Source organism: Lysinibacillus sp. Bpr_S20 (genome assembly GCF_023337835.1).
In the GTDB taxonomy this organism is placed as follows: domain Bacteria; phylum Bacillota; class Bacilli; order Bacillales_A; family Planococcaceae; genus Lysinibacillus.
Genome location: NZ_JALNLQ010000007.1, coordinates 159,895 through 173,861, shown reverse-complemented (window position 1 = coordinate 173,861; position 13,967 = coordinate 159,895). Strand labels below are relative to the sequence as shown.

At 29.9% G+C, this 13,967-nt stretch carries 8 protein-coding genes and 1 pseudogene; 7 read left to right on the top strand and 2 right to left on the bottom strand.

The window, feature by feature from the left end; translation table 11 throughout:
• Positions 1 to 112: 112 nt before the first annotated feature.
• Together MWJ95_RS17470 and MWJ95_RS17465 are read left to right on the top strand one after the other, a co-directional pair.
• Complete coding sequence (locus MWJ95_RS17470; RefSeq protein WP_249106837.1) at positions 113 to 2,386, top strand: P-loop NTPase fold protein; 2,274 nt, start codon at positions 113 to 115, stop codon at positions 2,384 to 2,386.
• A 75-nt stretch (positions 2,387 to 2,461) separates the two neighbouring features.
• Positions 2,462 to 2,626: pseudogene (locus MWJ95_RS17465) on the top strand (GMP synthase (glutamine-hydrolyzing)); the annotation flags it as partial.
• Between the two features lie 199 nt (positions 2,627 to 2,825).
• Here MWJ95_RS17465 and MWJ95_RS17460 read toward each other — a convergent pair.
• A complete protein-coding gene (locus MWJ95_RS17460; protein ID WP_249106836.1) occupies positions 2,826 to 3,995 on the bottom strand; it encodes a tyrosine-type recombinase/integrase in 1,170 nt (389 codons plus the stop codon).
• Positions 3,996 to 4,029: 34 nt separating this feature from the next.
• Positions 4,030 to 4,410, bottom strand: coding sequence for a helix-turn-helix domain-containing protein (locus MWJ95_RS17455; RefSeq protein ID WP_249106835.1), 381 nt, complete (start codon positions 4,408 to 4,410; stop codon positions 4,030 to 4,032).
• 2,761 nt (positions 4,411 to 7,171) lie between these two features.
• On the opposite strand from MWJ95_RS17455, the gene MWJ95_RS17450 reads away from it, so the two are divergent.
• The 5 genes from MWJ95_RS17450 to MWJ95_RS17430 all read left to right on the top strand — a co-directional run bounded on the left by MWJ95_RS17450 (position 7,172) and on the right by MWJ95_RS17430 (position 13,714).
• Positions 7,172 to 8,794, top strand: a complete 1,623-nt coding sequence (locus MWJ95_RS17450; protein ID WP_249106834.1) for a DUF2075 domain-containing protein — start codon at positions 7,172 to 7,174, stop codon at positions 8,792 to 8,794.
• A gap of 122 nt (positions 8,795 to 8,916) precedes the next feature.
• Positions 8,917 to 9,495 carry a hypothetical protein gene (locus MWJ95_RS17445; protein ID WP_249106860.1) on the top strand — a complete coding sequence of 193 codons (579 nt, stop codon included), beginning with the start codon at positions 8,917 to 8,919 and terminating at the stop codon, positions 9,493 to 9,495.
• A 45-nt stretch (positions 9,496 to 9,540) separates the two neighbouring features.
• Positions 9,541 to 10,905, top strand: a complete 1,365-nt coding sequence (locus MWJ95_RS17440; RefSeq protein WP_249106833.1) for a hypothetical protein — start codon at positions 9,541 to 9,543, stop codon at positions 10,903 to 10,905.
• The gene (locus MWJ95_RS17435) at positions 10,905 to 12,122 is read left to right on the top strand and encodes a TOPRIM nucleotidyl transferase/hydrolase domain-containing protein (RefSeq protein WP_249106832.1); all 1,218 of its coding nucleotides are present in this window, start codon (positions 10,905 to 10,907) and stop codon (positions 12,120 to 12,122) included. Before MWJ95_RS17440 ends, MWJ95_RS17435 begins: the two co-directional genes overlap by 1 nt.
• A 668-nt stretch (positions 12,123 to 12,790) precedes the next feature.
• Positions 12,791 to 13,714 carry a hypothetical protein gene (locus MWJ95_RS17430; protein ID WP_249106831.1) on the top strand — a complete coding sequence of 308 codons (924 nt, stop codon included), beginning with the start codon at positions 12,791 to 12,793 and terminating at the stop codon, positions 13,712 to 13,714.
• Positions 13,715 to 13,967 lie beyond the last annotated feature (253 nt).

Below are 13,967 nucleotides of genomic sequence, written 5' to 3'. Positions count from 1 at the left end.
GGTAGGGGGATATTTATTCACACAGTAGAAATAAAATATCGATTCGAAACGAATTATATGGTTCTATATAAAATAAATGTTTATAATTGTAAAAAGGTTGAGGTGAAAATACATGAAAGTATATATTGATATAAAGAAAATTTCTGATGCTCCGATAGACAATGCAGATATATTCGAAATACCTAAATTTAAAAGACTAAGAAGTGAAATTTTGCTTGGAAACCCAACTACTTATCTCGTATCAGGATATAGAGGTGTAGGAAAAACTTCATTTATGAAGACTTTGGTAAATAAAGTGAATTTAGAGTTAGATAAAATTAATATTAATGAAAAAAGTAAAAAAGGTCGCTTCTTTTGTGGTTTTTTGCATGAAAAGTCTAATCAATTTGTGGTAAATGGCACTAACAATTATAAAGTTTTTATACATATAAATGTAGGGAAATATAGTTCTTATTCTAATGTGGTAAGAAGTTTGCTAAGAGAAATATACTGGAAGGTCACTGAGAATGAAAAAACATTCAAAATCTTAAAGAGTAATCCTACATTATTATCTGAATTAAAGTTAACATATCAAAGGACATTTGAAGATGTTGAAATTAAAGAAAGTGATATAGAAACTATAGAATCTATTAAATCATTTTTATTTAGTGCAACCTTTCAGAGATTATTAATTAGGATTTCTACTCTATTGATAGGTAGTACAGCTCTAATTAAATATATAAAAGAAGGGAGTGTAGGTTTAAAAATCTTAATTCCTTTATTAATTCTAGTATTTTTCTTATTTTCTTTCGAATATAGAAAAAATAAATTAAATGCCAATACTAAAGAAATGAATAGAAAAACATTCTATGATGATGAAATTGCAGAGTTTCAGTTAGCTAGAATAATCGATGATTTACATGATAAGGGAATAGAAATCGTATTTATAATTGATGAATTGGATAAAATTGAAAAAGATGAAGATATAAATAATTTGATTTCAGAATTAAAGCCTTTAATGTTAAAGGGAAAGTCTAATTTTCTATTAATATTTGGTCAGAAGATGTTATATAAATATTTAATGGCGGATATTTTTGATAACAATATTTTATCTAGTATTTTTTCTAGAAATATTCATATACCTTTACTTGATAGAAATGGGTTTGAAAAATATTTAAAAATGATAGCTATTGAACCAAAAGTTGTTGACGAGGAATTGTTAATACAGGACTATCTAGATGAAAAAATATTATTGTCAAATAGGATATTTAGAAAATTTATATCTTTAGTAAGGAATGACATCCAATTTGATAGTGATGGTAAAACTTTTATAGAAATAAATGGAAATAACTTAGTAAGAAATACTAATGCAAATTTAGCAAGGATACTATATATGGTAGAAGATGAAATTGAGAGTAGTAAAGACTATGTATTAGATGAAGGAGTTAAAGATTTCCTTATATCAAATTTATATAACACAATATCTATCATGAAAAGAAAGCAGCATGTGTCATTTGGTATTGAGGAGATTTTAGAAGATAAAAATTTTATTGAAGATGAATTTGCATCAGCTTACTTTAGTCACATAAAAAGGAATGTCCAATCTATAATAAAAAAGATGGTTAACAATGGACTGTTAAAAGAAGTAGTAACAATTGATATAGAGAATCCTCATTTATACAATAAAGATAATCAAAAACCAGAATATATGTGGGCAAATCTTGCTAAGATTGAGAAATTAGACAACGATTATTATTCATATTTAGATGAGTTTATTAAGTTCGAAAATTGGTTAAAGAGCATTTTTAGTCAATTGCAAGAATATCTTATTAAAGGAACCTATAATAAGACTAATTCTATAAGTAGGATATTAAATATTTTAACGAAGGAAAAAGTTTTATCAGAACACATTAATAAAGAATTTTCAAGAATATCTAAAGTGCGGAATAGTATAGCACATGGTGAAGAATTAAATGAAGAAGATAGAAAAACATTATTAACATTTGAAGAAGATTTGAACTATTTTAAAGCAAGGATATTTGAAGAAGTAATGATTTATACAACTTCTAGAGTTAATAATATTGATAAAAGGTATTTAAACTTAAATAATTCTTTACAATTATTTGATATGAGCATCGACAACATAAATTTTGAGTTTAAATTAATTAATTCAAAATCTACATTAAATAAGACATTGAAAATGCTAAGAAATGAAGTTGATGTTGAAGGGGTATATAAAGTTCGAATGGTGATTTTAGTTGATGGTATAGTAGAACTACAAAAAGTCAAAAATAGTATTGATGAAATTATCAGTAATAATCAAAGAGTAAAAGTGAAAATTATTGAGAAGGTAAGTTTAGTTGATTTGCAAGAATTTTTGATAGTACGAGATGTTGAATTTATATAGTCTATTTCATAGAAATTTAATATGAAATAATTATTACAACGTTTGATACTCTTGTAAAATCTCCTCTTCCCAAATATCCGTGCCGTAACATCTATCGACGGGATGACTTCCGACTGGGCACGTATCCCTTGGGGCGTACTAGGAAAATTCTCAGTACGCATCATAAACGAAGTAAAACATGTGAACTGTGTGCTGTATGACATTACGTCTAAGCCACCAGCGACGATTGAGTGGGGATAATTAATAAAAATATAAAAAGCCTGGTAGAGCCTTATCTAATAAGGTTTCTTCCAAGCCTTTTTTATAATTAATATATAAATAAAAGGGATAGTTTTAAGTATTTCTTTACTTACTGCGAATATCTGCTTAAAGATAGAGAAGAACAAGTGCCAAAATACAAATGTACTTTGGCACGAATTGAGATACAACTAATGATCATTTATGCAGTACGGTTAAATCGTTTTACTAATAGACTACTTAGTTCAGGAATACAATGAATATACGTATCTGTCGTTGTTGTTATGTCTGTGTGACCTAAGAAATGTTGAATGAATTTTATATCTTTTGTTTGATAGTAGATGCGGGTAGCACAACTGTGACGTAAGCCGTGAACTGAAACAAGTTTTAGTCCGTGTTGAGTTTGGAACTTTTTTAACCAGGTATTTAACTTGCTGCTAATATAAAAAGTATTTTTATTGTTTGGGAAGATAAACTGCTTATCACCTTGATGCTCAAGATTTTGCCATTTTAATTGCTCTTCTTGAAGTTCCTGCCATTTTAATAATGCTTGGAAAGTTTCCTCATCAATATCTAGCGTTCTTTCACGAAGATTCTTAGTACTTTTAATATAAGGCTTATTCGATTCGTCCATACCAACTGCTTGATGAATACGGATTTTTTTATTTTGAAAATCAATGTCTTGCCATTGAAGTGCAAGAAGTTCCCCTTTGCGTAAACCTAAATTTACAAACACGAGAAAAATTGCGATTTTTGAAATATCATCTGTTGTTTTCAGCTTTTGAATAAATACATCTATTTCATCTGATATATATAACAGTTTATCATCTTGTGCATTATCTCTCTTTTTTTCTTCTTTTTTTTCCCATAATCGTAAACCATCAAGTTTAACGGGATTTTTCGGAATGAAATCGTTATAGACAGCTTGTTCTAAGCATTTATTTAGTTCGATTGCTACCTTTGACGGTTTTTGTAATTTTTCTTTCCATAATTCAAAAGACTGCAAAGTATCTTGGTAAGAAATATTTTTAAGCTTTAAATCTCCGTAAAAAGGTAGGATGTGGTTTTTGAAAATACCTTTAATTTTCCCTAAAGTACTTTTTTCGAGGGAACAATTTTGAAGGTATTTTTCATAGTAAGAATGATAGAATTGCTCAAATGTAAGGTTTGGATTGTCAGTATCATTTCGTTGTAGCATTTCCGCCTGCTTTTGAGCATAAAAAGCTTTTGCTTCAGTTTTTGTTTTAAAACCACGCTTTGTAATATCGATTTGCTTTTTCGTATAAGGATCGATACCCCCATACATTTTCACCATATAATGAGGAACGCCTCTTTTCATATATTCTTTAACTGCTTTGTCCATTGTTGTCATTAGAATGATCTCCTTTTGTGTTTTCCATTATTTTTTATGCTTGTACATTTTTTAAAAAGTGATTGATTTCCGTTTTGGAAAATCGCTTGCTGCGACCAATTGAATTACCTTTAAGCCCTTGGTCAATAAGTTTTTGTAAGCTTTTATAGGAAATTCCGATATAGTCGCAAGTTTCCTGAACGTTCAGCCACTCTTTAGCTGTATGTTCATTTTGCTGTCCAATTGTTTCATCAAGTTTTTTTTCAAAGATTTGTTCAAGGTTTTTATCTAGAGTAAATCCAAGCTTTTTTCCAAGGTATGAATCAAGCTTCTTTTCAAGGAATGATTCAATGTTTTTTTCAAGGATTGTCTCAAGGCTTTGTTGAATTAAGTTTTCCATTTTTTCTTCGATTGATTTTTCAATAGTATGTTCCATTCGTTTGTTCCTCCGTAATAGGTAGTAAGTGTTATTAAGCAATGAAGGTTGCTAAAGTGTTAATAAGATACTCTATACACTTGCAGAAAAGATAATTCTCAAAAAAGTGTCGGACACATAAATCGGTGGTTATGAAGTATGTAGCCTGCTGAAGTATTAATACGACACTCTATACACTTGCAGAAAAGATAATTCAAAAAAAGTGTTGGACATACCAAATCAGTGATTATGAAGTATGTAGCCTTCTGAAGCATTAATACGACACTCTACACACTTGCAGAAACGAATATTCAAAAAAAGTGTCGGATACATAGAATCAGCTATTTATAAGCCTTCTAAGTCGGACAAATACTAAAGTTAAGAGAAATAAAATTGTATACTTCTGAACATTTGAATTAATTTCATCTTCTATACAAAAAGATGTTCGATACCATACATCGAAAAAAGGCTGCACTAGGAAATTAAAACTTTCCCAATACAGCCCTCAATCTACTTATTTATGTTGTTATTTGTAACAATACTATTGTAAAGATCACGATAGTATTTTGTTACTTCAGGATATTTTGCTGGAATTTTCCTCATATCTGCCTCAAAGTTCATTTGAGCGACATATGATTACGGTCTTAAATGTTTGTCATTTATATTTCCGAACCAAATAAAAAATTGAAATTGTAGAAAAAACATATTAAAAATGGTAGTACGGATCAATGCATGGTCTGTACTACCATTTTTTATTATGGATGAGAAATATAAAGTTTAGAACACAGCCTCCACTGGCTAGCTACTATAAAACGAAAAACTATAAGTTAGGAAGGAATTATGGTGAAACAGCAGGGCAACATACACCGTACCAACTTTGCACAGTAGTAACATTTACAGCACGCATACTACTTTTGCCGTTAAGTCCACTCAATTTAAAGACAATAATTTCAAATAATTAAGGGCTAAAAGTGCATTCGGATCAGCAGATACATTTGAGGTCTAAATGCCTTTTCTTTTTAATTGACAGTGTTTTGGTTTTCCATGACACGTGCTATTAAACGAAATGGCATAAGTGTGCTCGGAGCGAGAGTAATCCGTAAAGCTCGCTTGTAGTAATACGACAATAGGTAGGTTTACGCACGGACGCATGTACAACAATACCTGCCTCTAGTTCGAAGGGAAAAACGAGTGCGTGCACACATATAGGAATTTGTTGTACACAGTTGTCCCATTTTAGACACAAATAGGGAGTTCCAATCGTAAAGCCAACTAAATTAAAAGTCAATAATTACAAATGAATAGGGGGTATAAGAGGATTCAGATCAGCAGCCACACCTGAGGTTTAAATGTGTTTTTTAATTAAGAGTGTTTTGATATTTCATGGTACGTGCTAGTAAACGAAATGTTTTATAAGCAGCCATGGAGCGAGAGCAATCTGTAAAGCTCGCTTGTAGTAATACGGTAACAGGGTAGGTTTACGCACGGACGTATGTACAGCAATACCTGCCTCTAGTTCGAAGGAGGAAACGAGTGCGTACACACATATAGGAATTTGTTGTACACAGTTGTCACATTTTAGACGCAAATAGGGCGTTCCAGTCATAAAGGCAACTAAATTAAAAGCCAATAATTTCAAACGAATAGGGGATATAAGAACCTTGAACCAGCAGCTACATTTAAGGTTTAAATACCAATTTCCATTTAATTAATAGTGTTTTGATTTTATACTGCCAAATAGTTATATAACATTTATACAACTTATATCGAAAAAGCATAGGGTGCTTCTCGTATATTACTGCCACATTTATATGGAAAGTGATATAAGTTATATAACATTTATACAACATGTATATAACTTATATCGAAAAGTCATAGGGTGCTTCTTGGATATTGGTGCCGCATTTATATGAAAAAGGACATAAGTTATATAACATTTATACAACACTTATATAACTTATATACAACTGTTATATAAGTTTGAAGGAAATTTAAGAGGAAGAGAATGACCGAAAAAACTACAATTAGATTCTTCCAATGAAAAAGCTCATACAGAGCAAAATAATGCAAAAGTTATATAACATTTATACAACTTATATCAAAAAACCATAGAGGTTTCTTGAATATTCAAGCTACATTTATAAAAATAGAGGGATGATTGTTGGAAGGAAATGACTAGGGAAACTATTGAATAATTATTCCGGTAAAAATGGGTTAATTAGCGATGGAAGGATTCGACAAAAAAAACTATTATTTGATTCCTCCAAGGATTTTAGCATAATTAGAGCTTAAAATCCGAAAAAAAGATAAAAAAATTCCGAAAAAAAGTTGAAAAAAATATTTCATTTTTTTATTGGAAATCCTTTAGTACCAAGGGGTGAATGGCATAATTGCTTCGGCAATATCCCCCTAACAAATCATTTACACGGAAGGGGAATAGTGCTATTGAAGTTTGTTAATCTCTATAGTGATAGATACGTTACAGTTTTAAATTATTTGGATATTTTGGGTGAAGACTAATTCTCCGTAATCACAATTGATAAATGTAAAAGAGCTGGTAGCCGCAAATTCTTGTAATAAAGCTAAACGAGCAGATAAAAGTAGAAAGGGCATATATGACTATTTCAGAAGTTTTTTATCTGGTAGATATTCCTATTGCTGCTTTGTTATTATTAAAGTAGTAATTGGATTCATAGTGACTTTATATACATTTCATGGAAATTATTTCCTTGAAAGGTTTGAATACTTGTTTTACTAGGAAAAATCATTAGTAGGTGAAAAAATGACAGCAATCGAAATCCTATCTTTACCGTTTAAGCAAGATAGTATTAATCAAATAAGCAACACAGAACAATATTTAAATTACCCAGTCATTTATGTGCTGAACGGCAACAAAGAGGCTTACATTGGTGAAACGGTATATTTTAAAAATCGCATGAAAGCACACTTAAAAGCTCGTAAAAATATTGATCAAATCAATCTCATCAAGCATGATGAATTTAATCGATCCGCAACATTTCATTTAGAAACGAAGCTTATAAATTACTTCCTTGGTGATGAAAAATATACACTGCAAAACAAAAGTAAGACGGCTAGTGATTTTACGCACAACTATTACAACAAATCGTACTACGATCAACAATTATTTAAAGAACTATGGCAGAAATTATATGAACAAAAGCTTGTTAATCATGAGCTTCATACGATTGAAAACAAAGATATTTTTAAATTATCTCCTTTCAAAGAATTATCCTTAGAACAACTCGAATTAAAAGAAAAAGTACTTGAATTTTGTGAGAAACAAGTACAAGCATCTACAACTGAATATGGCAGCCTTTTAGTAATAGAAGGTGAAGCTGGTGTAGGAAAAAGCGTTGTTTTAAGTTCGATTTTTAACACGATACAGGAACGAGCTGAAGAAGCATCTTCACCACTGTATAAGACAGAAAACTATTTAGTTGTAAACCACGAGGAAATGTTTAAGACCTATAAAGGAATTGCGAAGCAGGTAAAGCATCTAAAGGGGAAAAACTTTGCGAAGCCAACACCATTAGTAAACACACTTCAAAAAGAGCAGAAAAAAGCGGACATTATTTTTGTAGATGAAGCTCATTTATTGTTAACAAAGCCAGATACTTATAATAATTTTAATGGAAATAATCATCTTGAGGAACTTTTAAAGCTGGCAAAAGTAGTCGTTATTATTTATGACCAAGATCAAGTACTTAAGTTGAAAAGCCTATGGGGGGCTGCTACATTAGAGCAACTAAAAAAGTTGAGCACATACCAGGAGGAATATCAGTTATCAAACCAGTTCCGTATGCAGGCAAATGATGAGGTAATTAATTGGATTAATGCATTTAAACGTAAGCAAGTGCTGCCACTACCTCATGATGAGAACTATGAATTTAAAGTATTTGAAACGATGAAAGCTATGCACGAAAAAATAAAGGCTCAAAATCATCAATTTGGATTAAGCCGTGTCGTTTCAACATTTGATTATCTACATAAAAAAGATAGTGGCACATATTATGTGAACGAATCAAATGGCGAATACAAGATGCCTTGGAACACAACAAGTACGAAATACACTTGGGCTGAGAAGCCTGAAACAATTCATGAAGCTGGCTCCATTTATACAATCCAAGGTTTTGATTTAAATTACGTTGGTGTCGTGCTGGGGCCTTCTGTTCAATACGATGCTACTAAAGATGAGATCGTTATTGATACGAATAAGTATATGGACAAAGGTGCTTATACAGGCACAGAAGGCATTATCAATGTAAATGAAGCAAAAGAGAAAATCGTACTTAACTCAATCAATATTTTAATGAAGCGAGGCATTAAAGGGCTTTATATTTATGCGAGTGATGAAGCGTTGAGAGAGAAATTATTGTCTTATTAAAAAATAACGTTATTGATGATTGAGGACACTGAAAAAGTCGATGGCTATTTAAAATACTGTTTATTTTAATAAATTGATAAATTTCATTTTCTATATAAATAATTGGAGGTAAGGTGTTATTAATGAACAGGAACATCAAAGATTTTACTATTGGAGTGCTAGCTTCTTTATCAGCTACATTTTTAACAACATATGCTGTTAACATTATATTATTTGATAAAGCTATTAATCTAACCGGACTTGTTAATTTAATTCTTGACTATAAGTTTTTATTCTATTGGATGCTATTTTTGATCTTTATAATAATAATTCGCTGGTTTATTAGAAAGCAAATATTTAATTTACAAACTCCATTTCCTATGGTTATAGGTTTTGGAGGACATTATGAATTAGAGTTTGAGGGAGAATCTTATGGATTTAAGTGGAAAGTCTATGCGAATCCAAAACGTAGAAATAATTATACGGATGAGATATTGGATATCAATGTAGGTAAAGTGGAAGGTCCATATTGTAAAAATGATTACAGAAAGATGCAAAATACAAGAACCTATTTTGGAAGATATAAATATAAATGTCCAAAATGCGGTTATAAAAGAATTCTTTTAAAGGATTCATGGACATTAAAATGTGATATTGAAGATGATCTCGAAGCAGAGTATAGGGAGAAATTAAAGTTGAATAAACAAAACATTAGATATTAGCTTACTAATGTGGATTTATAAAATAATTTTAAGGAGCTGTTCGAAATGGGGAGTTTTCTAACAGAAATTAAACAGAAAAGAACTATTGAAGAATTAGTAGAGTATATAAAAAGTGTCTACGAAAATGATACTTCATCATATTTGCCTGCTTTAATAAGTGAAGGTAGTTTCATTGGTACTGAAGAAAGTGATTTCTATTTAAAAGTAGTGTTAAAACATAAAGCATTAGATATTAATAAGACTTGGTTAAAAGGGAATCTGCAATTTTATTTAAATCAAGATGAAGATATTTATAATTCTTTAGATCTTTATAAAATATTTGTTCATAATTTAATTGTGTATAGAAACTTTAAGGAAACCAGCGTTTATGAAATTAATCCTAATTTGACTTCGAATGAAAATTATTCTGAATTGGGGGTTAAGGATTTAAAATATGTTGATGCTATTTATATATCAGGCATGCAACAAAATGAAGTACAAAATGTAATTCAGTATGAAAAAAAAGGTTCAGATGAATATCTTAAAGTTAGTAAAAAATTCCTTGCAGATTATGTAGTCCATGAAGATTCTGAATGGACTACGGTATATGAATTGGTTATTGAGTTTGAATATAGGAATAAAACTAACACTTTTGAACAGTTAGATTATCAGAATAACGAGAGTGCATTTATAGACGTATCTACATCTTCCGGAGATATAATGATATTAGGGAGTATAAAAGTACCGTTTATAAAAGAGAATAGGAAAGAAAGAGCTATTAAAGTAATAGATTTAAATAATCATATCTTACGAAATCATAATCCTAAAAATTACAATGGAGATACTGATGAAGGATTTGTAGTTTTTTCGAAAGAAGCATACGAAGCTTTAATGGAGAGTTACTATTTTTATGGGATAGAAATTATTGATAGACAGGATATTACTAAATCAATATTAGTAGATTATTTCCCTGATAAAATTGTCTTTTTTGAAGCAGAATATAATAAACTCCCTGATAAAATTAAAGATAAAATCGACATATATAATCAAAAAGTTTTGTATGACCTTAATGATATTATTAGTAAAGCTATGTTTGAAATGCAATTAAATGCATCTTGGGGTTGGGAAAAGTATTTGGAACCAGATAAATTATTAGCAAGCTTATTTAGAGAGCGATACTTCAATATTTCAACTGATCGAAATTTAAGTTTTACGTATCCTAACGATTTGGTGGAATTTGGAGAATTTATTAATATGATTGAAGAAATTTCTAAGATTAGGTTAGATAGATTCAATCAACAATCAGCTGAAGTTATAGCGTTAACAAAAATTAGAGATAAAGCTTATATAGATGAACTTACAAATGCATCAATCATTAATTTATATTTAAAATATTGTTATGCAGTTAATAAGGAATTGAGGGAGGAATAATGGATCTTAAAATATACGTTGGTCCTAATGGTTCTGGGAAAACTACAGCATTAAAAAAAATATTTAAAGATAATCCAGCTGCCTTATATATAAACGAAGAAGGTCAACCACAGTTTAACCAAAGTAAAATGAAGGTTAGACTTGATTTTGCTGCTTATAAATACATTTACAATAACGAATTAGAACGAGGTAGTACTAATTCTAAAAATGCTGAAACCGAAGCAATTTCTCCTAAATTAAATGCATTTATTAAATTACTAAGTAACTTAGTTGAGAAAAACAAATTCATGAATGAGAAGCCATCTAAAGGTCAAGAGAAATTTACCAATATTTTAACGATATTATCCGAGTACAATTTAAATAATTTGAATTATATATGTTTTGATGAACCAGAGAATTTTTTAGATGAGGATCATATTAAATTAGTTTGTCGTTTATTTAGAGAATTAGCGAATGCAGATATAAAAATTCGTATTGCTACACATAGTGTCCGTTTGCTTTCAGAAATTAATGTTAATATAAAAGACTTGTGTATTTTAAATCGAACAATAACAGGTGTAGAAACTATTAATTTAACATTAGAAAGATTGAGAAGTATTATGGAAGATACAGCTCGTAAGACTTTAAGTTTTGAAAACAGAAACTATACTATTAGAAATAATATAAAAACAAAATTAAATGCTTATGAAAATGAACTGTTTTTTCAAGCTTTAGTTACTCAAACACTGTATAACGATGAGTTTTATAGATGCTTATTTAATAAATTTATTATATTAGTTGAAGGGAAATCAGAAATTTTGGCTTTTAATTCAATTAAAAATAGATTTGAGAGTTCAACCGAGTTTTATACTCCACATGGAAAAGTCTATATGCCTTTTTTTGTTGAAGTATTTAAAACATTAAAAAAAGATCTACTGGTTATTATTGATGGTGATGAGGGGAGCCAAGATGGATTAGTACTAGCTTTGACAGATTACTTTAAGGAGAAATCACTAAGTAGTGAAATTAAGTTAAAAGTACATAATCCAGATTTTGAAACTGTTTATAACATACCGAGTGATGAGATATTAACAGGAATTGGGATTTCTCGTAGTGCTAATGAATTTAAACCTATAGTCTCAATGATATATTTTAATGAAGTATCAAATCGTGATAATCTATACAATGAGATTTATGAAGTATTAAACCCTTTAGAAACAGTTTATGATTTTGAATAAATATAAATTTATTAGTATTTTAAAATTGTAGTAATAAAAAAGATTTCTGAACCAGTCAGCCAACGAGAGGGGAAATGGAGTTAAATTCAATCTATTCAGCCTATGTAAATTCCAGCGAGATTAGCGGTCAGAAAATCCTATTAACAAACTATATTAAATTCCTATCCTACATCGTAAATGGTGTAGGATTTTTTTTGCTTATCTTCTTCAAACCCTCCGTTTTCCACTCTTAAAATGTTAGCTAAGTAACATTTTAAATAAATTTGGTGTAAATGAATTTGGCATTCAGTTTATGTCATAAATGGCAATGGAGTATACTGTTTCTTGCAATATTATTCATACCTCTAGTCGTTAATTTGAATTGGAGAATACTATTATAAAGCTTATCTGGCTAAGTGTTTCATCATATTCCCCCATGTAAAGCATAAATATTCGTATTTTTATGCAAATCTGCATTGTCATTTATAGCATTTTTTAATTGACAAACATAGTGTGGAAAATATTTATTGAATAGTTTCTCTCGGAACTTTGTAGAATGAAACGTCACTTGAAATATAAGCAGTTAAGAGACGTAAATAAGCGGGGAATATGGCGTAAGTAAGAAACGGCAATGCGTTGATATAACTACGTTAAATAGAAAATCTCCGCTTCAAAAGAGGAGAGAAAATATGATTCATACAGCAGAATTTTTAATACAACTAGATTACGAACATATAAATTTTAGAAAGGATCACTATGGCAAAGAACCGATAAACCAAATTTTACACAGGTATATGATGAAAGGGATTAGTAGTGTGGAATACTCAAATAACTTTAATGCATCTTGTAAGATGGTAATTGATATTCCTTTGATTTTAAATAAAGGGAATGTAGTAGAAAGTGATTATGAGCAAGTTGAGCGTTATATTAAAGGAGCATTGAGCATCGTTTATGGGGACGAGCAATTATTCGAGCAACATAATCTTAGTAGAGTTGATTATCGATTTGATATTGAGGTTTCCGATGAAAATATTAGGAACATTTACTTTGAATTATTCAGGAAGTTAAATAAGAAAAAGGCTCACTTGGAAAAAAAGATTTATTTTACTTCACAATATCATCAATGTAAAAGCATTCATACTATCTTCTATGATAAGGAACAAGAGCGGAGAGATAAAAATGAACATATTGAAATGTGGGAAAGAGGGATGATGAGGTTTGAGGTGTGTGTTAAAAAAGATCATTTGAAGTACAAAAAATATAAAAAAGGAGAGCTACGGTTTTTAAAAGACTATTTTAAAAAAGAAAAATACACCAACTATATGAACAAGTATATTTTGAACATTTGCCCTACTGGTGATTTTTATTCTTATCCTATGTTAGAGGCAATGATTGCTGCAATGGATTTATCAATTAGAGAAAAATCAGAAATGAAAAAATTAGCAAAATATGTTTCTAAAGGAAACTTAGATACACCTGTTAAACATTGTTCAGATAGCACATATCGAAAATATCTGAAGCTGTTCAATGAGCATGGAATAAATCCGATTACGATTCCACCTAAGTACAAGCTAGATTATTTAGAAAGCTTAGTGAAGCAAGCTGCCTTGTAAATAGGAGAAATTTCTTCAGTGAAAAGAAAAATACCATTGCCTAGTATGTACTAAGCAATGGTACTTTTTATTTGCCAATAGCGTGGTCCTTTGAAATATTCAACAGATCGAGTGCCGTTGAAAGAATGCTTTTTTTCATGTCTGTACTTAAAATCTCTTTGGTATAAAAGACTTTTTGTTTTAGATAAAGCGATTATATTTCGCGTTTTCTAACTATTATATTTATATGCATGAATTCTATTAAATTGTCTTT

Bases quoted from the DNA above. Each gene is read 5' to 3' on its own strand.
- MWJ95_RS17435 (WP_249106832.1), top strand. From the start codon at position 10,905: ATGGATCTTAAAATATACGTTGGTCCTAATGGTTCTGGGAAAACTACA.
- MWJ95_RS17430 (WP_249106831.1), top strand. From the start codon at position 12,791: ATGATTCATACAGCAGAATTTTTAATACAACTAGATTACGAACATATA.
- MWJ95_RS17440 (WP_249106833.1), top strand. From the start codon at position 9,541: ATGGGGAGTTTTCTAACAGAAATTAAACAGAAAAGAACTATTGAAGAA.
- MWJ95_RS17445 (WP_249106860.1), top strand. From the start codon at position 8,917: ATGAACAGGAACATCAAAGATTTTACTATTGGAGTGCTAGCTTCTTTA.
- MWJ95_RS17470 (WP_249106837.1), top strand. From the start codon at position 113: ATGAAAGTATATATTGATATAAAGAAAATTTCTGATGCTCCGATAGAC.
- MWJ95_RS17460 (WP_249106836.1), bottom strand. From the start codon at position 3,995: ATGACAACAATGGACAAAGCAGTTAAAGAATATATGAAAAGAGGCGTT.
- MWJ95_RS17450 (WP_249106834.1), top strand. From the start codon at position 7,172: ATGACAGCAATCGAAATCCTATCTTTACCGTTTAAGCAAGATAGTATT.
- MWJ95_RS17455 (WP_249106835.1), bottom strand. From the start codon at position 4,410: ATGGAACATACTATTGAAAAATCAATCGAAGAAAAAATGGAAAACTTA.